Consider the following 21697-nt stretch of genomic DNA (forward strand, 5'->3'; position numbering starts at 1 on the left):
AAAGAGGCAGGACAATCAGTTCGCCATCATGGCACAAAAACCTTTCCTTCAAATAATTTTCTAGCAGTACGAATAATTGAAGCTTGAATGCCTTCCGGTTTATCCGTCGGGTTAGTTAGCGCGACCTCAAATTTGCCACTGAGATGTTCAATGGCAATCTTCTGCATATCCACATCACCTTGCAGATAACGCTCGATAACGGTACCTGAAATCACGCAGCCGGTGGCAATAGCAATTGCGCCCGTTACCGCTAATGCGCCATGGCATTTATGGGGCATAAAGTAGCGCACATTAATGGTGCCGCCGTGAATAGCAGGGGAGACCAAAATCGGTTTGGGGATCACTTTTTTGCTCACATCCCCTAACCCCATCATGGCGCCAGCTTGCAGACGAAGATGCTCCAGTTTTTGCATAAACTCGCTATCGCCTTCAAGTTGATCCGCCGTTTCATACCCCGTTTTATTAAGTTGAGGGGCATCGATAAGCACCACAGGCGTCGCCATATCGAGGCAAGAGACTTCAACACCATCAATGATATCGACCACATTTCCGGTAGGGAACAATTTCCCTGTTTTGGTTCCACTGGCATTAAGAAAAGTTAAACCAACAGGGGCAGCCTGACCGGGAACACCCGCAATCGTTGCATTACCGTTATATTCCACTTGCCCATTGGGGGTTTGAATAGTGGCGTTGATAAAGGTATTGGTGTTGACGTTACGCACCCTGACGGTGGTCACATCTCCAGTGATAGGTAATAACCCTTTTTCTAACGAGAATGACCCGACCGCACACAGAATATTGCCACAGTTAGGGGCAGTATCGACAATACGCTCAGTAATGGCGACTTGCGCAAAAAGGTAATCAACATCTGCATCTGAGTGTGTCGATGTGCTGATGATGGCAACTTTGCTGGTTTGCGGGCTACCGCCGCCAATACCATCGATTTGTAAAGGATGACCAGACCCCATAATGGCTAAAATCAGTTCATCACGTTGTTGAATGTTGGTCGGGAGAGAGTCGGCGAGGAGAAAAACACCTTTTGATGTGCCTCCGCGCATTAATGTACAAGGAATTTGTTTCATCACGCGTCCTTTTTGAACGCCTCACCGTAAGAAAAATGGAGTGCGTTATATTGCACTCCATCTTTTTTATGGGGTAAGGGCGATTAGATTAAGCCCATGTTGATAAGAATTTCCCACCAACCTAAACCAATAGTCATGTGAACTAATAGGCTGAGGAACGCGATAATCCCACCAATGATCCACCAAGAACGAATATCGTTATAACCTGCACCGAAGACGATTGGAGCTGCCGCGCCTCCGTAATGGGTTAAGCTACCGCCGTAAGCGTTAGAGAACAGCAGACCCAGCGCTAACAGCATCGGCGGTGCGCCTGCAACCATACCAACGGTGGCGAAAACAGGAACCATCGCCGCTACATAGGCACCACCAGAGGCGAACAGGTAACGAATCGCGACACTGATAAACATGATGACAAAGAACGCTAACATCGCTTGGTCACCGAAGGAGAGGTGTTCGCTCATCACATCGGCTAACCATTTGAAGAAGCCTGCTTTGGTGAGCACGCCGGACATCCCGATAATACCACCGTACCAAATCAGGGTGTTCCAGCCGCCTTTGTTCTTCAACACATCATCCCAAGTCACGACACCGAGGATCAGCGTTAATGCCATCACGGCAATGGCGACGCTTGAGGCGCTCACACCGATTTTATCTGCAAATATCCAGCCGGATAACGCCAGCACAAAGATAATGCTGAGCAGTTTTTCACGCACGGTCATTGGACCTAAATCCGCTAAACCTTTCGCTGCGATTTCTTTGTTATTCACCTTTTTCAATTCAGGTGGATACAGTTTGTAGATAATCAACGGGGTCAGAATCAACATGATTAAGCCCGGCACAGCAGCGGCTAATGCCCAGCCACCCCAACTTAAATGGATACCCATAATGTCGGTCATCATCGCTAATGCCAGTGCGTTTGGTGCCATAGCCGTTAAGAACATATAGCTGGTGGTTTTGGTCACCATATACACGTTTACCAGCAAATAGTGACCTGCTTTACGGGGGCTTTTTTCAGGATCAGACCCTAATGCAACCGCCACACTGTTGATGATAGGGAAGACAATCCCACCGGCACGCGCGGTGTTAGACGGCGTTGCTGGGGCGATAATCAAGTCAAGAATAGCGGTGACATATCCCAGTCCAAGAGTGGTGCCACCTAATTTTCCAATAAGAATATAGGAGAGGCGTTTACCTAAGCCTGTTATGACGAACGCGGCACTCAAGGTGAACGCGGCGAAAACTAACCACGTTGTACCGGATGAGTAACCACTCAATACTTCGCCAACTTTGACGTCTTTAGTGCCAGTAACACCGATGATCACCGCACTGGCGGCAATCGTGGCTAACAAGATCACAGGCTCGGAATAAGGTTTTAAGACCAGCCCCACAATGGCGGCAAGGTACAAACCAAATAACAGCCATGCAATACTCGGTAGCCCTGCGGGCGTCGGTATTAAGGCAATGATTATTGGAATGGCTATTAAAACTAATAGCTTCCATATTTTATCTTTTTGCATAGGCTAATCCTTCAAGAATATAAAACTTTAAATTTCTTAAATCACATAAAACGAATATCTAAAATGTGTGGAAACCTATTTCTGGATATAGCGGTATCTTGAATAGTGTTATTTCTTAATAAAACTATTGGTTAACGCTTATTGACAGAAATGTTATTAATGATTGAAAAGCAAAATCAGTTTTTATTTAAAAATTATTTTCTCTGGTTTTAATTAATCAATTTTGTGATGTTTGTTCCTTTGTTAATGAATATTTAAGTTGTTTTTATTTATGAAGCTAAATAAGTATTCGTAGGCAATCGCGCAAAAAACCACGTTAGAATTAATAAATCTGCGCTGCCTCCGGGACTTAGATTTTTTTCAATACACTGCAAGTCAAATTGTTGGACTTTGCTTAAATCCTGTTCGTCTTGAATTCCTTGATGTAACAAGTTGGTTGCTTGCTGTTTTATCCACTGAAGCCCTGCCATTCCACCGCGATTGGCGATGTTGGTATCGTCATTGAGACTCATCAGTAAAATCAGTGTATCGAGTAGGGCGATATCGGCTTGTTTACCATCAGCCAGCTGTTTCAAGTAGTGGGGCAGTGCATAGGCAATCACCAACTGATAACCTTGCTCAGCTTCCCCTCTAGCGCCGGTAAATCCATACTCTTGGAATAAACGTTGCCCTGCTGTTGGGTACTCTGCGGGCTGTTGTAGCTCAGCGGTTAATCCTTGGCACATGTCAGAAACAACTTGGCTGATTGCGTTAGGCGTAACACGTTGCTGTAACCCTAATAAACGCCCTACGGCTGTGAGCACTAAACCTAATGAAAAAATGGAACCTTTGTGGGTGTTCACGCCTTGAGTGGCACAAAACATCGCTTTTTCACAATTGATACCGATACCGCGAATTTGGCGAAGTAGCTGATTAATCGGTAATTGACAATGTTCATAACCTGCCCGCAAAAATAGCGGAAAGAATTTTGCAATCGCATTGGCACTTAAATGAAAATCGGTCAGTGCCATATCTTTATGAGCACCAGTGTTGCATTTATCCACCAAGCCCGGTTTAGGGGTTAAATTCACTTCAGCCAGCATCGCTTGCCAAGCCAGTTGGCTGTAGTGATTCACTACGTCATCATTTAACGTACGTTCTCGGTTAATTTTTTGCTGGAGCATGGGCTAACTCCTCGATACGACGCAAAATCTCTTCAAGGGAATGGCTGCGTTGGCGCGCACATACCTTGGCTTCATTGTCACAAATCAAGCAGCGCCTAGTCGGTAAATTGAATTGGCTGCGAGAATATAAAACGCCATTTGCATCAAAAACATCAAAGTCCCAAAGTCGGCCGACGGGGGATAATTCTTCCGCTTCCATTAAGGCTTTTTTGACCTCAAGGGCATCGGCATTGACGGCGACTAAACATTCCGGTCCGGTAACGAAAGGGAATGATTGTTGTGATAAAAGTACCCACTGCCTGCATGAAGCAACTTGCTTAAGCGCATTTAAGCCTTGATTAAAAATGTCTCTGACCAGTTGATTGTCTTTAACGGGTCCCGGAAAAACGACAGTAAATGAAATCAAGGTTACCTGATGGAGACCAATCCACTCTTGCTGACGAGCCTGACGGGCATCACGGCTCGCCAGCAAGTCAGGTAAGGAAATGTCAAATTGCTCTTGGGTATCAGGCAGTGGGTAAAACATGTTCTACTCCTTCACTTGATGGACAACATCAATCACAGAACCGTCACGATAACGCACCACGGCCACAACTTTATCGGTAAACTCGATAGGGTTTGGTGTGCCTGTTAATAATTGGGCGCGTTCACGTAACCATTGAATAGAAACGGTTTTGATACCTTGGCTTTCCAGCTGTTGCTTCAGCTCAGGGCGTGCTGGGTTAACGGCAATACCATGGTCAGTCACCAAAATATCGACGCTAGAACCCGGTGTAACACAAGTCAGCACATCATCCACCAACGTTGGGATACGACCGCGTACTAACGGCGCGACGATGATAGACAGTTTCGCCGCCACCGCCGTGTCGCTGTGTCCACCAGATGCACCGCGAATAACCCCATCTGAGCCAGTTAACACATTGACATTAAAGCGAGTATCAATCTCTAAAGCACTGAGTACTACCACATCGAGCATGTCCACTGAGGCGCCTTTAGAATCAAAGCATGCATATTGGTTGGCACTGATTTCAATGTGATTTGGGTTACGCGCGAGAGACTCGGCAGCAGCGCGGTCAAAACTTTGCACATCGAGTAATTTTTTAATTAAACCTTTTTCATGGAGATCCACGATGGTGGAGGTGATCCCACCTAACGCAAAGCCTGCATGGATATGATGACGGCGCATTTTATCTTCGAGGAAGCGAGTAACCGCCAGTGAAGCCCCGCCAGTACCGGTTTGCAGTGAAAATCCTTCTTTGAAGAAGCCTGATTTTTCAATCACATCAGCGGCGGTACGCGCTATCAATAACTCACGCGGGTTGGAGGTCATGCGAGTGGCATCGGCACCAATTTTGTCGGCATCCCCCACACGTTTGACTTTGACAATGTAGTCCACTTCATCTTGCTTAATGCTGGATGGGTTATGTGGGTAAGGCAGAAATTCTTCGGTCAGCATGACCACTTTTTTGGCATTTTCCGCGTCGATTTTGGCGTAACCCAGTGAGCCGCAGCTCGCGTTGCCTGTGTATCCGTTCGCATTGCCGTATTCGTCGCAAGACGGAACGCCGATAAATGCCACGTCGATTTTTAATTCACCGCTATGAACAAGGTTGGCACGTCCACCATGGGAGTGAACTTGTACGGGTTCCGCTAATTCGCCACGAGAAATGGCTTCGGCTAATGGGCCACGTAAGCCAGAGGTGTAAATCTTAGTGACGACGCCATGGCGAATATGTTCAACCAGTGGCGAGTGGCATGCGCTGAGTGAACTGGATGCTAAGGTGAGGTTGCGAAAGCCCATTTCGGCAATCACTTGCATCACCATGTTGATGGTTAAATCACCGCCACGGAAAGCGTGGTGGAAAGAGATGGTCATGCCATCTTTTAATCCTGAACGGCGGATAGCCACTTGCAGGTCATCACACAGTTTGCGGTTGCGTGGTTTTTGAACTTGCTGCTGAACTTTGCCGATATCTTTGAATTCACGCAGTAATTCATCGTCTTTAGGTGCTAAGTAGGCTGATACGCGAGCCTGACGCAATGTATTGGTTGTCATAATGTTCTGCCTCACTCTTCCCGAATGCCTGATAATGCCGCGCGTGATAACACTAAGCGGGCTCTTTCAATTACAGGGCTGTCTACCATTTTACCGTTGAGGGATACGACGCCTTTGCCTTCTCGCTCTGCGGCATCAGCGGCATCTACAACACGCTGTGCATGGTCGACTTCTTTTTGGGTTGGGGCATACAAGTTATGCAGTAACTCAATTTGTCTTGGGTTAATTAATGATTTGCCATCAAAACCAAGCTGTTTAATGAGAGCGGCCTCTTTGAGGAAGCCTTCTTCATTGTTGGCGTCAGAATAAACGGTATCAAAGGCTTGAATACCGGCCGAACGCGCAGCTTGTAAAATGGCGCACCGAGCATAGAGGAGTTCAATGCCGTCTGGAGACCGCTCGGTGCGCAAATTGCGGACATAGTCCTCGGCACCTAATGCGATGCCTATTAATCTTGGAGAAGCGTGGGCAATATTCACGACTTGAGTGATCCCCATTGGGGATTCGATAGCCGCGAGTAACCCGGTGCTACCTTCTTCACGCCCACAGCTTTTTTCAATGCGTAAAATTTCGTTTTCAATATCAATAATATCTTGTGCGGTATCGGTTTTCGGTAAGCGCACAATATCGGCACCACCGCGAACAACGGCTTCGAGGTCAGCAACCCCATAAGCGGAGTCGAGGGCGTTAACGCGCACAATGGTTTCAATATCTTGATATAACGGGTGTTGCAGTGTGTGATACACCAAACGACGCGCCGTGTCTTTTTCTCGAATGGTGACGGAGTCTTCGAGGTCAAACATCAGGGCATCGGCTTTATAAATAAAGGAGTTACTGAGCATCGCGGCATTGGAACCTGGGACGAACAGCATACTTCTGCGAGTGCGGCTTTTTCTTTCCGGTGTCATTATTTATCCTCCCATGGCAGAGCATCGAGATCACAGGCGCGAGCCAGTAAGGCTTCGAGGCGAGCGCGTAGAACGCACTCCAATGCACCTTTGTCATCCACCACAATTTCAGCGCCTTGAATATCGTATTTTTCAATGATTTCAAGCACGATGGCATTGATGGCATCACCAAATTGTTTTTCAACACTGCTGGTGATCTGCAATGAGACCTCAAGAGTGTCTTCAAGAGGTTCGATTCGTACCATGACATCACTGGATTCGAGTGTGCCGGCAACCGCTGCGTGTAGTATCTTCATATTTCACCTATAACTAATTCAAGCTTGTAGTGCGGGAGTCGGCGACGGTGTCTGCGCTGCGAGCATCTCTTGTAAATAGTGATACGTGGCAGGGGGCACAATCGGCTTGATCGCCGCAAGATCTTTTTTAGCGAGCAGTTTTCGAACTTGCGAGGCGGAAACCGCCGTACCGTCGATCACTGTTCGCGGAAATTCGACTAGTTCAATGGGTGGGAATGGCATTTCATCGGTTTCCAGCCAGTAGCGCATGTCTTGGTTATATTGATTAGTGACTTGGCAGAATGGCTCTGAGCCGACGAAACGATGGGTAATTCCCAGCGCCGGAGCAATATATTGGCGAAAAATCTTAATATCGATTTCTGTATAACAGTTGTTGGCTACAGTAATGTCTTTAATAAAATAACAAGGGAATGTAGCCCGTGAAATAATGTATTCTGAACCTTTATGAATGGTGAGGTTATTAATTCCTTTTGTGCCTTCTTCAATTAATCTCAGGCGAACTTTATACGGAAAACGGGAAGTATCTTCTTTGACGACAAATAAATGTAGCCAGTCACAGTTCTTTGAGGCTTGTTCAATTAAGTAACGATGCCCCAATGTGAATGGGTTGGCATTCATCACGATAGCGCCAATTTTTTTTCCTGCTTTATATTGGGCTTTTAAACTTTTAATATAGCGATTTAAATAACAGCAGCTATTTTCCATTAAAACCATTACATTGGGTACAGTAGCAATGGTATGAAACCCGCATTGATGAAATAGCTCTTCATTTTGGTATTTAGTATAGATAAATAGGTGAGTAGTATTATTCTCGTAAGCGAGATTCACCAATTCAGTCGCTAATTTTAAGGCTAAACCTTCACCACGAACTTCATCGCTAATAGCAACGCATTTAATGACATTCTTAGCGAGACCACCACAGGCAATTAACTTTTCGTTACGTGTGATCGTAATAAAGACGTCAACGCTGGCATCAATGTCTAAATCATTCTCTTTTAAAAACTGAGTGATATCATTGAGTTTTCTGTTCTCATGACGTTTTACTTGGTTAAACGTTATGCTGTCGAACATAATGGTATCCTGCATCTCATTTAGAGATGTATTAAAAATGTTGCTAATGTTAAAGTTAATTAAATAAATATTTTTGGCTTGCCGTTAATTACCTAAGTTCTCAATTTTTATTTAATTATCCTTTTCAATATTCATATTAAATACCCTGCATATAATATATTTGACCTATTTCATGTTTCTAAAATGAGTTTGTATTTGTTTAATGGTTTTAATGTTTTTAATTACGAGTTATGAACTTTACTCAGTGGTTTTAATGTGTTTAATTAATATTATGTGCATTACTAAGCGGACTACGTTATCTTTTATCTTCATTATTGGTATTTTTGCGTGTAACAATAATTTTACTTTTTAGCGAGTTATAGAGAGACGAGATGAAAACAGAGTTTTCACAGATCCCATTTAAAAAAGGGAATATTTTTTCATTCTCAGGAAGAGTCTTTCTTCTATTGTTACTGGCTTCAGTGTTATTGACGTTTGGATTGGGCAAATATTTTACGGATACCACAGAAAACCGCATGATGGCGAACATTCGCGTACTCGCTATGAGCCAAGCAAAAATGATCGCTTCATTGGATGGCATCGTCAGTACTGTAAAAGATAAAGATATTCCTAAGCTAAAAGTTATTGCCGATAAGCTCAATCAAGATTCGAGTTATGACTATGTCGTTATTGGTGATGAACATTCGATTCGCTTATATCATCCGAATAGCGAAAAGATTGGCTACCCAATGCAATGGAATAAGCCGGGAGCGCTAGAAAATGGTGAAAGCTATTTTATTAAAGGCGAAGGCTCCATGGGGAATGCAGTACGTGCAAAAACACCTATCTTTGATGAAAACGGTAAAGTCATTGGTGTTGTTTCCATTGGTTATCTCACTACCAAAATAGATACCTCATTAGCTGAAGTGTTTGTGCAAACGTCAGCAACATTTTTAGGGGTGTTGGTGATTTTGCTATTTCTATCCTGGGCATTCGCCCGATTAATTCAGCGGCAAATGCTTGGCATGGAACCTGAAGAAATAACCCAATTAGTGTTGGTGCAAAAAGGGATTTTTGATGCGGTGTTTGAAGGCATTATTGCCGTCGACCGTTATGGGAAAATTATCAATATCAACCATAACGCCAGAAAAATGTTGGCGCTGAGTGAGTCTGCTAAACAGTTAATCGGTAAACCGATTTCTGAGTATGTTTCTCCCGCAGGCTTTTTCACGAAAGAAATCGCGAAAAACCATCATGATATAGTTTGCGAATTCAATGGGTTGAATGTGATAGCCAGCCGAGTTGCCATTATGGATGGTGAGTTGCTGGCGGGAGCGGTGATCAGCTTCCGCAGCCAAAATGATATTGAATCCTTAAATGCGCAGCTTTCTCAAGTTCGCCAATATGTGGATAATTTGCGTACATTGCGCCACGAACATTTAAATTGGATTTCTACTTTAAGTGGTTTGCTGCAAATGAAAGAGTACGACCAAGCCTTGGCGTTAATTAAGGGGGAGTCCGAATCTCGGCAACAATTAATAGATTCACTGCGAGAGCAATTTGCAGATAAACAAGTGGCTGGGTTGTTATTTGGTAAATATCACCGTGCGCGAGAACTGGGCTTACAGCTTATTTTTGTGCCGGGTTGCCAACTCCGTGAATTACCTAACTCATTAAATAGCACGGAACTCTGTGCTGTATTAGGAAATTTATTAGATAATGCCTTTGAGGCGAGTTTAAAGAACGAAGCGGGTAATAAGCAGGTAGAACTGTATATCTCAGATGAAAATAATGAGATTGTGATTGAAGTTGCTGATCAAGGATGTGGTTTTCCCCTTGAGCTGCAAGATAAATGGTTTGAACGCGGAACAACAACAAAAACGGATGCTGTCGATGGACATGGCATAGGGCTATTTTTGGTGGCCTCCTATGTCAATCGATGTAATGGGGCGGTGATCATTGAAGATAATCAACCGTATGGTACTGTATTCTCTATTTTTATACCGAAAGTGAAGACGCAAAATGGCTAAGATAAAAATCCTCATTGTCGAAGATGAACTGCTCCTTGCGGAGATGCACGCGGAGTACATTAAAGCTTATCCTGCTTGTGATAAAGTCTGGCTTGCGGGCAATCTTGCAGAAGCAAGAAAAATGATTGAGTACATGAAGCCTGACTTGATTCTGTTGGATAACTATTTACCTGACGGGAAAGGAATTGATTTAGTTCATGAACTACTTCAGGAGCGCAATAGTGCGGATATTGTATTCACCACCGCTGCCAGTGATATGGAGACAGTCTCTGAGGCGATTCGCCTCGGTGTATTTGATTATTTGGTTAAGCCGATAGCTTATGAGCGTTTAGGGCAAACGTTAGATCGCTATATTCAGCGTAAAGCGGTTTTGCAGGGTGCCAATAAAACCAATCAAAGCCAGATTGATGATATGTTTAATACCTATGCCCGTGGTGAGAGTAAAGAAGAGCTACCGACGGGGATTGATGCTATTACGCTTGATAAAGTGCTTGCGTTATTTGCAGTACCCGATGCGGAATATACGGCAGAGTCGATTGCAGAAACTATAAAATTAAGCCGCACCACCGCTCGCCGTTATTTAGAGTATTGTTTAGCTCAACGTAAAATTGAAGCGGAAATTGAATACGGCAAAGTAGGGCGTCCCCAGCGGATATATCGGGGTAGTCATTAGTTGCCGTAGGTAGACGATTGAAGTCTGCGTGAAGGTGTTTGCGTCAATTTCCCAAAAGGTTGTTATGAACGTACTGATCCTTGGCGCTCGTGCGCCGGCCTGTCTCGAATGGGCGCGAGCGTTTAATGAAGCAGGATGGACTGTCAGCGTCGGTGATTCGCTCAGTCAGCCGCTGAGCCGCTTTAGTTGCTCCGTGCAACATTATGTCCGCTTGCCTGAACCTCGACAGAACCCGATAGCTTGGGTTGAAGCCCTTGCGGCGACGATCGAAAATCAGCATATCGACCTACTGCTACCCACTTGCGAAGAAGTGTTTTATTTGGCCTACGGTCTTGAACGCTTGCAGCCGTTGTGTCGGGTGTTAACCAGTGATTTTCCACTGTTGCATCGTTTGCATCATAAAGGGGATTTTGCAGCCATGACGAATGGCTGGTCTTTAGCCGCCCCTGAAACCCATCTACTGACAGACAGCCAAGCATTACTCGCCTTTGCGGGCGATGCTGCAAGCTGGGTATTCAAACCTGCGTATTCGCGCTTTGCCTCACAAACCTTGATCCGCCCATTAGCCCATCAGCTAAATAAAGTTCGACCCACTCAGACCGAGCCTTGGGTAGCGCAGCGATTTATCGAAGGACGGGAGTTTTGCAGTTTTAGTATCTTGGTTGATGGTGATCTACGCGCTCATAGCTGCTATCAGCCGCGCTACCGAGTAGGTCGTGGCTCAGGGATCTATTTCCAACCGAGCATGCCGGAACCTATACGCCAGTTTATTGAGCATTTTGGGCGTGAAACCCGCTATAACGGACAAGTAGGGTTCGATTTTATTCAAGATAAAAATGGTTGTTTCCATGTGCTGGAGTGCAACCCAAGAGCGACCAGTGGTGTGCATTTGTTCGACAACCAGCGACGGTTACTAGTGAATAGATTGAGTCACCCATCTGAGCAGATCCTTGAACCAACATTAGAGCCTCGAATGATTGCATTGGCGATGCTGCTATTTGCCGCACCACGACGAGCTCTGAGCCCGACGTTCTGGCGTGATTATGCCGCCGCCCGCGATGTTATCGTGCAAAAAGGTGATTGGTGCCCGTTGATAGCACAAGTCGGAAGCCTCACGGAAATTGTTGCTCGGGCGGTATCTCGACGCTGTGGATTATTAACGGCATCTACGGCAGATATTGAATGGAACGGTCAGCCACTAGATGAGCGTACACCATGAGATTATTGTTCGAAGATCAAATCGTTAGTGAGAACGCTAGCTCGAATGATAGCTTGGCTCGGCGCTATGTGCGTGCTTGTGCCAGCGAGTGCTTGATAGGTAATGTCAGCACGAAAATGGCGTTGCTCGATACGAGGACGCAGCAATTTCCGGTCAGTATCACAGATGGTAACGAACCCGATGACAACTGCTATGTGGTGTCTCCTCAAACAGCCTACAGTGGCTATGCCCGCGAGGAAATCAAACGCCTCGGTCGCCCCTATCTGACTTGGCCGTTGAAGCTGCTGACTCAAGCTGTCGAACGCTTACTGAATGCGGGTAAGGTCAACAAATTGGTGCAGGTAAACAACTGGCTGCTATCGACCAATCTTTATCCTGCTGATTGGGATGTTACTGAATTGCCAGCTATCACGACATTGCTGAAGCAAAACTTTCCTGAGCATGGAATTGGTTTTCGTTCGCTCAATGATTTCAGTAACCGAGAGTTGCGCCAATGCTTGCAAAGTCACGGATACTTGAGCATTCCTAGCCGGCAAGTCTATTTGTTTGATGGGCGAGCAGGGGAGCAAGCGCCGTTTCTCAAACACCACAATACTCGGCTGGATGCCACTTTATTGCGGCGCAGCCCGTATACCATCGTACCCGGTAACGAATTGAATGATGACGATTTCAAAAGAATAGAGCATCTTTATAACCTGCTTTATTTGGATAAATATTGCACACTGAATCCCCATTATAGTGCGCAATGGATGCAGCAGGGACAGCGTGAGGGTTGGCTAGAAATTCGCGCTTTACGTAATGCAGAAGGGCGTATTGACGGCGCATTGGGTTGGTTCTCATCTTCCACAGTGATTAGCACGCCAATAGTGGGTTATGACACCGCGTTGCCCCAAAGGCTTGGATTGTATCGACAATTGACCCGCCTGTGCCTGCAAGAAGCGGCTGAGCGTCGTCAGGTGCTGAATTTTAGCTCTGGCGCGGCTGAGTTCAAACGCTTGCGGGGTGGCGAGCCGCAGATCGAATACAGCCTAGTCTACGTCGCCCATTTATCTTGGGGACGACGCCTTGTATGGAAGGTGCTGAGTGCTCTGTTACATGGTATCGGTGTGCCGATGATGAGGAAGCTAAAACTGTGAAGCCGTTTGAACATCAATGGTGGCCTGTGGCTATCAGCGACAAATTGCGAAACCAACCGGTGGCTTGCCAGCTACATGACACTCCGCTGGTGCTGTTTCGCGACAATGACGGGCATGCTGCTGCGCTACCCGATCGTTGCCCGCATCGTTTTGCACCATTGAGCGCGGGAAAAGTTTGTGATGGGCTGATTGAATGTCCTTATCATGGCTGGCAGTTCTCTGCCGATGGGCGTTGTACGCGAGTGCCTGGTACTGACCTTGCAGCGGGAAGTAAGCCGCTGCTTGAGAGTTTTCCTTGTTGCGAAGCTCACGGGCTAGTTTGGGTTAGCCTGAGCATGGAGCGTCCGCAGATCCCGCCAGTTGCTCCTTCCGATAGCTCGCAGAGAGTCGATACATTTTGGATCACCGATGAAGTGCAGTGTTCGCTGCAAGACGCCGCAGAGAATTTTCTCGATGGTTTTCACACCCATTTTGTTCACTCTGGCTGGATCCGTCACGACCGGCAACGGCAACAAATCAGCGTCCGAGTTCGCCCTCTGGCTGATGGCGTCGAAGCCGTGTATAGCGAAGAGGACAAACAGTCAGGATTTATTTCTCGATTGTTTGAACGTGAGCGCGGTGTCAGTATGGGGCGTTTTCGTCTGCCGTGTCTGGCAGAAATTGAGTACCGTGACCGTAGTGATGAGCTCAATCTGCTGGTTAGCGCTTGGTTAGTACCTTGTGGAAATGAGCAGTTACGCCTATTTGCACGAATAGCGACTCGGCAGGGCAAGCTTCCGGCAGTCATCAAACGTTATGTATTGAGCAAATTATTCCGCGTGATCCTCCGTCAAGACCGCCAAATATTGGAAAAAGTCAGCGCCAATAAATTGCGTTTTCAAGGAACCTTACCGACACCGCTCGATGGTGAGCAAGATCTACTAGGTCCTAGTATTCGCCAATTACTTGAAGATGGTGAGCCGCTGATGTTTGAGGAGCGGAAGTTCTGTTTTCGGCTTTAAGTCGCAGCGAGGAATATTGTATATGCTTTCCAGACATATTTGGAGCCTATAAAAAGGCTCTTTTTATAGGTTCAGTGCCATCAACCCCATCTCATCATTTTTCTCAAGTATAAGCCTTCAATTGTATTACTCAGCACTACTCATTGGTTTCAAAAGAAATAATTGCAGAAATTTTTAATGAGAATAAGTCTCATTATGATATTTTCGTACCAGTACAGTGTGATAGTAAATACGCGGTATGGGAATGTTCATACGTCAACACTATTCATGGCGTTGACGTGTGTCAACGATTTGTATATTATTAGCGCACCAGGAGGCTGATGAGCAAAAAGCACCCTAACAAAGAAGTACGTGAGGCTCTCCGTTATGCAGAGGAAAAGGGCTGGATCGTTGAAGACGCGACGGGGCATCCTTTCTGTATTGTTAAATGTGGAAATGCTGATCATGGACGAACTCACGCGATGAGCGTAAACAGCACACCCAAAAATCCGGAAGTGCACGCAAAGCAAATCCGTAGAATGGTTGACCGCTGTACCCCGAGGAAACCTAAGGGTTGATCCGGTTGTTTAAGGCAAGGCGGGTAACCGCCTTTTTGATGAGGAGAGCGGAATGGAACTCTACAATTTCACCCTAACGTTATCAGGTGTTCAAATGGAGACAGAGGGGCTTGCGGGTGCTCTGTATACCAACGGCTGTGATGATGCGCTAATTTGCTACTACGGTAGTTCAGTGTATTTAGAATTTGACAGAGAAGCGAAAAGCTTAGATTTAGCAATCAAATCAGCGATTAATGACATTGAAACGGCAGGTATTGGGGCTGTCGTTGAGTCGGTGGACTCGGCTCTAGTTGGTTTGAGTGATATTGCCCAACTTTCCGGTTTAACTCGCCAAGCCATTGCTTTACTAAAAGACGGCTCACGAGGTAAAGGTGATTTCCCTTGTCCTATCCAACGTATTAGTGGTCAATCACCACTTTGGGATTGGTCAGACGTTGCTAAATGGTTGAATGATAGCGGCCGCCTCGACAGTAAAGGCGTTCAGGCTCGAGAGCAGTTGGTGTGTAATGCACATATATTGAGTAAGTGGAACCTTGCGTTAAGAATGCGGTCATTTGGAAACATTAAAGAAGTAGAATCAATCGCATATTCACTTATTTCATAATATTTGATCTTTGAGGACTTTACGATGACCCACTTTTATCAACTGACAGCAATGAGCCTTGGCGGGCAGCACATTTCTATGGCGGACTACGCGGGTAAGGTGGTTTTAGTTGTAAATACAGCTAGCCATTGTGGTTTTACGCCGCAATACGAAGGTCTTGAAGCACTCTACAAAAAATATGCAGATCAGGGTTTGGTCGTGCTTGGCTTTCCTTGCAACCAATTCGGAAAACAGGAACCAGGCGGCGCAGAGGAAATCGGGCAGACCTGCTACATTAATTACGGTGTGAGCTTTCCGATGTTCGAGAAAATAGACGTCAATGGAAGCGCAGCGCACCCAGTATTTCGTTATCTAAAAAGTGAGTTACCTGGGCTGCTGGGTGGTAGAGTTATGTGGAATTTCACTAAATTCCTGATTGGACGTGACGGTAAACCGCTCAAGCGTTTCGCTCCGTTCACGACCCCTGAGAAAATGGAAGCGGCGATAGTTGCCGCACTTGGAATTTGAGTGATCGGACATTCTAGCTATTTCATGCAGATAATCTTAGGGCTATTTCCCTGTCCCCGAATTCTGTAACTCATTTTCCATAATCATCACTTTCTTTTGGGCGCGCTCGTCGCCTTGTTTCGCGGAGAGCCGATACCAATATAAGGCTTTCGTATCATCTTGCGGTACGCCCATTCCATATTGATAACACGCTCCGCTGGCATACTGTGCATCGCGGCTGCGTTGGTTGGCGGCCTTGATAAACCACTGGCAGGCTTTAGCTTGGTCGGCGGTGATGCCATCACCTCGAGCATAAATTAACGCTAAATTAAACTGGGCGGACACTTCCCCTTGCTGAGCGGCTTGGGTTAACCACTTAATGGCGGAAGCGGTATCGCGTTTGGTGCCTTGCCCTGCCAAGTAGAGCATACCTAAGCTATTTTGTGCGGGGGAAAAACCTAACTCCGCAGAGCGCGTAAAATACTGAAATGCCGCGGGGTAATTGATTTTGTCATACATTCCCGTTGCTGCTTGATAACCTAATAAATAGAGCGCTTGTGGCTGATTTTTTTCAGCCAATGCTAGGTAGATTTGATTGGCTTTTTGGGGATCTTTATCTCCGACGACACCTTTTTCATACCAATAAGCTAAAGTTAGCTGCGCTGCGGGTAACTGCTGTGCCGCGGCTTTTTCTAGCCAACTTAATGCTTGTTGTGAATTTTTCTCTAACAGGTTTGGAATGCCTTCTAGAGTATATTCCGCCATATTCATTTGACCAATAGGGTCGCCTGCGTTGGCTGCCGCTTCCATCCAATGCAACATCTCTTTGGGATTTTTACCGATGCCAGCACCTTGTTGGTACATCAGGGCGAGGTTGATTTGTGCCTTGGTAAAATTTTGACTGGCAGAAAGTTTATACCAATAGGCGGCTTTATCTAACTGACCGTGAGATTGATAAAACATCGCTAAATTAAACTGAGCTTCAGCTTTCCCGCTATCGGCTAATTGCGTGAGTGTTTTTTCATCCACAATTGAAGAAGGTGCAACAGGGGCGACAGTTTTAGCATGGCTCATGTTAATAAAAAGCGAGCAAAAGATAATGAAGGGGAGGGTAAACTGTTTCACTGAGCTTCCTTGGGATGAATTTTAGCCATTTATTCCTAGTGGGTAGGTTAACGGGTTGCTGTTAGCGGCGCAATTGCCATTCTTGCTATTCTGAAAATTATTTTTACGCATTAAACGAAGATAAATCATGATGTTATAAAAAAGATTAAAAATAATTAAAAAAAAGATGAACCTTTTAAGTCTATCGAGGGTCTTAATTACATATATATCACTGTTTGCTTGTGTAAACATTCATATATTTACCCTCAACATTCATTTCTTTACATGAAGTAATGCAATAATGCATCTATATCGTGTAGTTTGAATTAGTAGTACGATCCTTAATAGAATGCATTATGCCCAGTTTTAGTCGCTGGGCTTTTTTTTGCATAAAATACGACTCTTCCTTCAAATACCGCTTTATTTTTATCTCACTCCGTTATTTCGTTCGATAAATAAACACGTAATAGTGACATCAATAAATAATCACCTATCTAAATTCATTTTCTATTCAATTTTTATTATCACCAAGACGAAATATCCGCAGGGTACCGCGCGGTATGTTTGTGGTGTATATAGGGTGTTACTCTACGAGTAAAATGATTACAGATAGAACAATATGCTTAACATATAGTGAACAAGTGATTATTTAATGGGCGATAATAATTTCATGATTTTGTAAAAAATTGAAGTTAATCACGATATGAATCTATAAGCATGGTAATTAATGCTAGCTAAATTATTAGTTTTGGTGCATAAATAGCATATATTGCTTAATTGATTATTCTGTTTGGATTGGCATATATTCGCCATAATGCTGAATAAATAATCAAATATGCTTTAACTCATTGAATTTTATGTTCGCGATTCATAAACAATATTTACACACAGTTTTGTTTGTTTTGAGGTCAGGGATTGATACTCCTCCTACCAAAAGTGAATCTTCTAAAGCTTGAATTCTTGAGACCATAACAATGCGAGGGTGCAGACAGCGTCCCGTGGTTTTTTTGCATACGTACAGGTTGTATTAGAGGTAACTTGTGTCCACAACAAATAACAAAGAGGAAGTCAGTCTTAACGCGTTTAAGCAACCTCGTTCATTCTATCTCATCTTTTCTATTGAACTCTGGGAACGTTTTGGTTACTACGGTCTTCAGGGGATCCTCCCAATCTATCTCAGCCAAGTGCTTGGCATGTCGGAAGCGGAATCTATTACGCTGTTCGCAGCATTCTCTGCCCTGGTTTATGGCTTCGTTGCCATTGGTGGTTGGTTAGGGGATAAGGTTTTAGGGACTAAGCGTGCGATTGTTCTTGGAACGGTAGTACTGATTGTCGGTTATGCCTTCGTTGCCTACTCTGGGCATGATGTGTCGATGGTTTACCTCGGTCTAGCTACCATCGCGGTAGGTAACGGTCTGTTTAAAGCGAACCCATCATCATTATTATCCACTTGTTATGACAAAAATGACCCACGTTTGGACGGTGCATTCACCATGTACTATATGTCCGTTAACATTGGTTCATTCTTCTCAATGCTGGCAACGCCATGGTTAGCCAAACATTACGGCTGGGATGTCGCATTCTCCCTCAGCGTAGTGGGTCTGATCATCACCTTAATTAACTTCTACATGTGCAAAAAATGGGTCGCAGACCACGGTTCAAAACCGGACTTTGCGCCTGTTGTGATTTCCAAATTGCTGATGACCATCGTCGGTGTGGTTGCACTGATTGCGATTTCAAACTGGTTACTGCACAACTTAGGCATTGCGCGTGCGGCACTGGCGGTGATTTCTCTGGGTATTTTAGTTATCTTTATCAAAGAGATGATGGCGCTCAAAGGTATTGCTCGTCGCCGTATGGTGGTCGCGTTGATCCTGATGCTCGAAGCGATTGTTTTCTTCGTACTGTATAGCCAAATGCCAACCTCACTGAACTTCTTCGCACTGCATAACGTAGAGCACGAAGTTTTCGGTTTTGCGATTGAGCCTGCTCAGTATCAAGCCTTAAACCCATTATGGATCATGATTGGTAGCCCAATTTTGGCGGCAATCTATAACAAAATGGGCGATAACTTACCGATGCCACATAAATTCGCTATCGGGATGTTACTGTGTTCTGCAGCGTTCTTAGTGCTGCCATTAGGGGCAAAATTCGCGAACGAAGCGGGTATTGTTTCTGTTCAATGGTTAGTTATCTGCTACGGTTTCCAAAGTATCGGTGAGCTGATGATTTCAGGTCTGGGTCTGGCGATGGTGGCACAGTTAGTTCCACAGCGTCTGATGGGCTTTATCATGGGCGCATGGTTCTTAACTAACTCTGCAGCGGCATTTATCGCGGGTTATGTTGCTTCTATGGCGGCTGCGCCTCAAGGTGAGATCACCAGCAAAGTTGAATCACTGGCTGTCTACAGTGATGTCTTTATGAAGATTGGTCTGGTAACGGGTGCAATTGCTATTGTGATGGTATTCACCGCGCCGTTATTAAACCGTATGACACAAGAACAGCATTAATTTGTTCGGTAAGTTATAAGATGAAAAGGGCGATAGAAATATCGCCCTTTTTTAATGAATGATGATTCAAAGCATCCGTTATTTAAAATAGCGATTGCTAATTAACTTCATCGAACGGTTATTGCCGTTGACTAAAATAGTGCTCGCGCTGCGGCTATGTAGATCATTCGAGATACCATTCATCAGCACTGTTGGGGTGATAGCAGTTGCCGAGAAAATTACATCGGACGTATTCACCATCATATCCAACGTTAAAATCTCGCCAATTTCGATACCCATCTGCTGGCAACGAATCGCTTCTTGCGCGGCTAACAGTTTATTTTGTTCGGTGTCTTCTTTGGCTTTGTTACGTGGAACAAGACGTGCTTGCATGTCGCCACCTAATGCGCGGGCAATAGCTGCACTAATAATGCCTTCTGGTGCACCGCCGATACCATACATCATATCAATAGGGTGCTCAGGTAAGATTGTCAGCAGTGATGCCAGAACATCGCCATCTGGGATTGTGATGACATTGGCGCCAAAGTTACGGATGGTTTTAATAATGTGCTGGTGGCGAGGTTTATCGAGAATGGCAATGTTGAGCATGGAAATGGGTTTATCCAATGCGGCAGAGAGAAACTCGAGGTTCTTCTCTAATGGGTTTTTTAGGTGAACGGCATCTTTCGCTGCTGCGCCGACGACCATTTTTTCCATATACATATCGGGGGCTTGCAGCAATGTTCCTGTTGGGGCGGCCGCCAAAACGGCAATCGCATTGTGCTCATTACATGCCACCATACGGGTGCCATCAATGGGGTCGACTGCGATATCTAAATGATGTTCGCTAGATTGTTTGCCGACTTGTTCACCAATATACAGCATTGGGGCTTCGTCAATTTCCCCTTCGCCAATTACGATTTTTCCATGAAAATCAATCTCATTAAGTCGATTTCGCATGGCTTCAACCGCAGCGTTATCCGCTGCATTCTTATCTTGTTTCCCTACCCATTCAAACGCGGCAATGGCGGCAACTTCCGTCACTGACGCGATAGCAGACGCGAGTTCATCGCTAATTTTCATTTTGGTGTTATTCCTAGGACTAAAAAATTATCGCGCCTATGATACGTTTTTTGTGATCAACTTGGTAATTTTTTGGCGAATAAAACGGCGTTTTATTGAGTTCGGAGAGGGTAATTAAGCAGATGGAAGGGCGGAGCGAACTCCGCCAATTGATATTCAAAGACGCATTACAGCATTTCGACGATGGTGATCCCGCCAATAATTGAAATCAATGCCGCAATGGTACTGAGTAATACGGTTCCCGCAGAGGTTTCAGTATAGGCTTTATTACTGATAGCTAACGCTGGTACAGCTGTTGCCGTCGGTAACACACCAATAATAAATGCCGCTTTTAATAAATCACTTTGTAATCCTAATGCGAGGCCGGTTCCAAGAATAAGCGCCGCCTGTACAAAGTTTTTCACAAAAACGTTAAAGATAATTTCTTTATTGATTGTGAGTTTAATACCTGACAGCAATAAACCGAGGAAGAAGAGAGCCACACCACCTGCCGTTTTCCCGAGTTCATTGACTGAGTTTTGTAGAATTTCAGGTAATTTTACGCCACAAATTGCCAGAATGGCCCCTAAAACAGGCAGGAAAACTAATGGTTGAATAACGGCTTTACCGACAGATTTCAGAATACCGTTACCATTCGCTGATCCACTGATCATCAATAAGGTAAATGGAATTATGATGACGGTATAAATTAAGTTACCGAGAACCATAGCAATTAAGCCGGATGAACCGACAGTTGCCAGTAAAACTGGTGGTCCACAGTACGCCATATCCGGGAATGAAACAGACAATGCTTGCATCGCAGCATCGGTTTTATTGTGGCGGAAAAATACTTTACCGACTACAAAACCAATGACATAGGATGCAATTAACCCGACTGCGAGCGCTATCAAGTAATCAACATTCAGTAAAACTGAAGGTGGGGCTTGAACGGCAGCAAGGAATAATGCGAATGGTAAGGCGATTTTGACAACAAAGTCAGCAAACGCTTGCGAATATTCCCGTTTCACGAAGCCATATTTACCCGATAACCACCCTACGGCAAGACCGAGTACGATGGGGCTTAGGGCTTCAAGTATTATATGTAATAACATAGGTATTCCTTTGCGTTATTTAGGACAATACATATTTTTTAAATATATCGATAAAAGACAGTCGTTATTTGTTAAATAACTTATTGGTGATTTTGTCTATAAATTAATAACATAATCACACGAAAAAACACCTATTATCTGCATATTTTCTC

19 protein-coding genes are annotated in these 21697 nt (G+C 44.9%); 8 read left to right on the forward strand and 11 right to left on the reverse strand.

Annotation, left to right across the window (positions count from 1 at the left end; genetic code table 11):
- Positions 1 to 26: 26 nt before the first annotated feature.
- From HFU86_RS07280 to citC, 8 genes are all read right to left on the reverse strand, one after another.
- Complete coding sequence (locus HFU86_RS07280) at positions 27 to 1082, reverse strand: 4-oxalomesaconate tautomerase (RefSeq protein WP_187128986.1); 1056 nt, start codon at positions 1080 to 1082, stop codon at positions 27 to 29.
- 83 nt (positions 1083 to 1165) lie between these two features.
- The gene (locus HFU86_RS07285) at positions 1166 to 2599 is read right to left on the reverse strand and encodes an anion permease (RefSeq protein ID WP_036951311.1); all 1434 of its coding nucleotides are present in this window, start codon (positions 2597 to 2599) and stop codon (positions 1166 to 1168) included.
- A gap of 269 nt (positions 2600 to 2868) precedes the next feature.
- On the reverse strand, positions 2869 to 3762 hold the full coding sequence (gene citG / locus HFU86_RS07290; protein ID WP_187128987.1) for a triphosphoribosyl-dephospho-CoA synthase CitG: 894 nt from the start codon (positions 3760 to 3762) through the stop codon (positions 2869 to 2871).
- Complete coding sequence (citX, locus tag HFU86_RS07295; protein ID WP_154600281.1) at positions 3743 to 4288, reverse strand: citrate lyase holo-[acyl-carrier protein] synthase; 546 nt, start codon at positions 4286 to 4288, stop codon at positions 3743 to 3745. The genes citG and citX overlap by 20 nt, the downstream gene beginning before the upstream one ends.
- A 3-nt stretch (positions 4289 to 4291) precedes the next feature.
- Positions 4292 to 5818, reverse strand: coding sequence for a citrate lyase subunit alpha (gene citF / locus HFU86_RS07300; RefSeq protein WP_108479053.1), 1527 nt, complete (start codon positions 5816 to 5818; stop codon positions 4292 to 4294).
- A gap of 11 nt (positions 5819 to 5829) precedes the next feature.
- On the reverse strand, positions 5830 to 6726 hold the full coding sequence (gene citE / locus HFU86_RS07305) for a citrate (pro-3S)-lyase subunit beta (RefSeq protein ID WP_006657569.1): 897 nt from the start codon (positions 6724 to 6726) through the stop codon (positions 5830 to 5832).
- The gene (gene citD / locus HFU86_RS20095) at positions 6726 to 7022 is read right to left on the reverse strand and encodes a citrate lyase acyl carrier protein (protein WP_187128988.1); all 297 of its coding nucleotides are present in this window, start codon (positions 7020 to 7022) and stop codon (positions 6726 to 6728) included. The genes citE and citD overlap by 1 nt, the downstream gene beginning before the upstream one ends.
- Positions 7023 to 7040: 18 nt before the next feature.
- Positions 7041 to 8093: a [citrate (pro-3S)-lyase] ligase gene (gene citC, locus HFU86_RS07315; RefSeq protein WP_187128989.1), complete on the reverse strand. Its 1053-nt coding sequence runs from the start codon at positions 8091 to 8093 to the stop codon at positions 7041 to 7043.
- Positions 8094 to 8464: 371 nt separating this feature from the next.
- Here citC and dpiB point away from each other — a divergent pair, with 371 nt between their 5' ends.
- The 7 genes from dpiB (at position 8465) to HFU86_RS07350 (ending at position 15799) form a co-directional block, all read left to right on the forward strand.
- A complete protein-coding gene (gene dpiB / locus HFU86_RS07320) occupies positions 8465 to 10102 on the forward strand; it encodes a sensor histidine kinase DpiB (protein WP_187128990.1) in 1638 nt (545 codons plus the stop codon).
- Positions 10095 to 10775, forward strand: coding sequence for a two-component response regulator DpiA (gene dpiA / locus HFU86_RS07325; protein WP_132494753.1), 681 nt, complete (start codon positions 10095 to 10097; stop codon positions 10773 to 10775). The genes dpiB and dpiA overlap by 8 nt, the downstream gene beginning before the upstream one ends.
- A 64-nt stretch (positions 10776 to 10839) precedes the next feature.
- Positions 10840 to 11994 carry an ATP-grasp domain-containing protein gene (locus HFU86_RS07330; protein WP_187128991.1) on the forward strand — a complete coding sequence of 385 codons (1155 nt, stop codon included), beginning with the start codon at positions 10840 to 10842 and terminating at the stop codon, positions 11992 to 11994.
- On the forward strand, positions 11991 to 13130 hold the full coding sequence (locus HFU86_RS07335) for a GNAT family N-acetyltransferase (RefSeq protein WP_187128992.1): 1140 nt from the start codon (positions 11991 to 11993) through the stop codon (positions 13128 to 13130). Before HFU86_RS07330 ends, HFU86_RS07335 begins: the two co-directional genes overlap by 4 nt.
- Entirely contained in the window at positions 13127 to 14131 is a 1005-nt protein-coding gene (locus HFU86_RS19945; RefSeq protein ID WP_187128993.1) for a Rieske 2Fe-2S domain-containing protein, read from the forward strand. The genes HFU86_RS07335 and HFU86_RS19945 overlap by 4 nt, the downstream gene beginning before the upstream one ends.
- A gap of 609 nt (positions 14132 to 14740) precedes the next feature.
- Positions 14741 to 15292 carry a helix-turn-helix transcriptional regulator gene (locus tag HFU86_RS07345; RefSeq protein ID WP_036951284.1) on the forward strand — a complete coding sequence of 184 codons (552 nt, stop codon included), beginning with the start codon at positions 14741 to 14743 and terminating at the stop codon, positions 15290 to 15292.
- 24 nt (positions 15293 to 15316) lie between these two features.
- Positions 15317 to 15799 (forward strand): glutathione peroxidase, encoded by a 483-nt coding sequence (locus tag HFU86_RS07350; RefSeq protein ID WP_187128994.1) that lies wholly within the window; start codon positions 15317 to 15319, stop codon positions 15797 to 15799.
- 42 nt (positions 15800 to 15841) lie between these two features.
- Here HFU86_RS07350 and HFU86_RS07355 read toward each other — a convergent pair whose 3' ends face one another.
- The gene (locus tag HFU86_RS07355) at positions 15842 to 16903 is read right to left on the reverse strand and encodes a tetratricopeptide repeat protein (protein WP_187128995.1); all 1062 of its coding nucleotides are present in this window, start codon (positions 16901 to 16903) and stop codon (positions 15842 to 15844) included.
- 1019 nt (positions 16904 to 17922) lie between these two features.
- Between HFU86_RS07355 and dtpA the strand changes: the two genes are divergently transcribed.
- On the forward strand, positions 17923 to 19392 hold the full coding sequence (dtpA, locus tag HFU86_RS07360; RefSeq protein ID WP_108479045.1) for a dipeptide/tripeptide permease DtpA: 1470 nt from the start codon (positions 17923 to 17925) through the stop codon (positions 19390 to 19392).
- 78 nt (positions 19393 to 19470) lie between these two features.
- Here dtpA and glpX read toward each other — a convergent pair whose 3' ends face one another.
- Together glpX and HFU86_RS07370 are read right to left on the reverse strand one after the other, a co-directional pair.
- Positions 19471 to 20448, reverse strand: a complete 978-nt coding sequence (glpX, locus tag HFU86_RS07365; protein ID WP_181478713.1) for a class II fructose-bisphosphatase — start codon at positions 20446 to 20448, stop codon at positions 19471 to 19473.
- Between the two features lie 173 nt (positions 20449 to 20621).
- Positions 20622 to 21545 (reverse strand): AEC family transporter, encoded by a 924-nt coding sequence (locus HFU86_RS07370; RefSeq protein WP_036951272.1) that lies wholly within the window; start codon positions 21543 to 21545, stop codon positions 20622 to 20624.
- Positions 21546 to 21697: the final 152 nt, after the last annotated feature.

Source organism: Providencia sp. JUb39 (genome assembly GCF_012272845.1).
In the GTDB taxonomy this organism is placed as follows: domain Bacteria; phylum Pseudomonadota; class Gammaproteobacteria; order Enterobacterales; family Enterobacteriaceae; genus Providencia; species Providencia lanzhouensis.

Coding starts and splice junctions, on each gene's coding strand:
- HFU86_RS07280 (WP_187128986.1), bottom strand. CDS start 1,082: ATGAAACAAATTCCTTGTACATTAATGCGCGGAGGCACATCAAAAGGT.
- HFU86_RS07285 (WP_036951311.1), bottom strand. CDS start 2,599: ATGCAAAAAGATAAAATATGGAAGCTATTAGTTTTAATAGCCATTCCA.
- citG (WP_187128987.1), bottom strand. CDS start 3,762: ATGCTCCAGCAAAAAATTAACCGAGAACGTACGTTAAATGATGACGTA.
- citX (WP_154600281.1), bottom strand. CDS start 4,288: ATGTTTTACCCACTGCCTGATACCCAAGAGCAATTTGACATTTCCTTA.
- citF (WP_108479053.1), bottom strand. CDS start 5,818: ATGACAACCAATACATTGCGTCAGGCTCGCGTATCAGCCTACTTAGCA.
- citE (WP_006657569.1), bottom strand. CDS start 6,726: ATGACACCGGAAAGAAAAAGCCGCACTCGCAGAAGTATGCTGTTCGTC.
- citD (WP_187128988.1), bottom strand. CDS start 7,022: ATGAAGATACTACACGCAGCGGTTGCCGGCACACTCGAATCCAGTGAT.
- citC (WP_187128989.1), bottom strand. CDS start 8,093: ATGTTCGACAGCATAACGTTTAACCAAGTAAAACGTCATGAGAACAGA.
- dpiB (WP_187128990.1), top strand. CDS start 8,465: ATGAAAACAGAGTTTTCACAGATCCCATTTAAAAAAGGGAATATTTTT.
- dpiA (WP_132494753.1), top strand. CDS start 10,095: ATGGCTAAGATAAAAATCCTCATTGTCGAAGATGAACTGCTCCTTGCG.
- HFU86_RS07330 (WP_187128991.1), top strand. CDS start 10,840: ATGAACGTACTGATCCTTGGCGCTCGTGCGCCGGCCTGTCTCGAATGG.
- HFU86_RS07335 (WP_187128992.1), top strand. CDS start 11,991: ATGAGATTATTGTTCGAAGATCAAATCGTTAGTGAGAACGCTAGCTCG.
- HFU86_RS07345 (WP_036951284.1), top strand. CDS start 14,741: ATGGAACTCTACAATTTCACCCTAACGTTATCAGGTGTTCAAATGGAG.
- HFU86_RS07350 (WP_187128994.1), top strand. CDS start 15,317: ATGACCCACTTTTATCAACTGACAGCAATGAGCCTTGGCGGGCAGCAC.
- HFU86_RS07370 (WP_036951272.1), bottom strand. CDS start 21,545: ATGTTATTACATATAATACTTGAAGCCCTAAGCCCCATCGTACTCGGT.